Origin of the sequence: Methanoregula sp., assembly GCF_002835825.1 — an archaeon.
GTDB lineage: Archaea > Halobacteriota > Methanomicrobia > Methanomicrobiales > Methanospirillaceae > Methanoregula.
This window is the reverse complement of sequence record NZ_PIZH01000785.1, coordinates 1-1,027: the sequence shown is the minus strand read 5'-3', so window position 1 is coordinate 1,027 and position 1,027 is coordinate 1. Positions and strand designations below refer to the sequence as shown.

At 55.4% G+C, this 1,027-nt stretch carries 1 protein-coding gene; it reads right to left on the bottom strand.

The genetic code is table 11. The features are described from left to right. Window positions 1-152: 152 nt before the first annotated feature. A partial coding sequence (locus CW742_RS15205; protein WP_292421873.1) for a TMEM175 family protein occupies window positions 153-1,027 on the bottom strand: 875 nt, incomplete at its 5' end.

Here is a 1,027-nt window from a genome sequence, read left to right as displayed (position 1 = left end):
CTGCGGAACGGCTCGCAGAAACTTTTGTCTCACGAGAGAGAACGGGTTATATCGGTTGCCCAAGGTTCCAAAAACCAGGCAACGCGCGGGAAGTGCAGATCTCCGGCTCCCGTGTTTTGCCAGAATCGCAACAGGGTCTCTCCATCAGATGATCAGCACCGGTGGGAGAGCAGGAAGAACACGAGACACGGAACGATATACAGGGCGGTCTCAGGCAGAATCTCGTACGAGGGTATCAGGAGATCGAGGAACAGGCAGAACGCTGCTGTGGCCGGGAAGAGGTACAAACGCCGGGAGATGCCGTCCACGCGCAACGGGTCCGTTGCCGGGTACAGGAGCCTCTGTCGCGCCGAGGCATGCTTCCAGAGAACTATCATGACAAGACCGGTGACGAGGACATTGGCATGGAACAGTATCCCGTACGGAACCGGCATATCGGTGACTGCGTACAGGAGAGACGTCAGCGGCATGAAGATGAGTGCAAGGACAAACCCAAAGGACAGGTACACGAAGTACCGGTCGAGCGCACGGATATTCCTGAGCATCTCGAAGAACAGGATGTACAATATGGCAAAGATGGTGAACATGAATAAAAAACTCACCAGGTCGCCAAATACGCCGCTGCTGAAATACTCGGCAAGGTATGCCCAGTCATCGCTGTCGGAGGCATGGGGGAGCGGGAGGTTGTTCTTGATGATGACCGTCATAACAAAGGCAAATGATCCGTTCATCATGATCTCGAACATGTCGTGGGGGACAATCCCTTTGCACAGGAGGTCCGGGCCGGTGTCCGCGCGTACCGTCTCCGAAGTTCCGCTGCCGTTACTACTGCAGCTTGCGCCCCCTTCCTTGAGATTCCTCCACGAGAATATCGAAACGAGGGCTAATGCCGCCATGGTTCCGTAATAAATATACTGGGTAAAGGGGAGCTGAAGAACGGCAAGGACGATGCCGGTGATTGCAGTAGCCGGCAGGAAGAGCATCTTGACATTCATGCAGTGCTTCTGCCAGCCGGCCACCCCTCGTC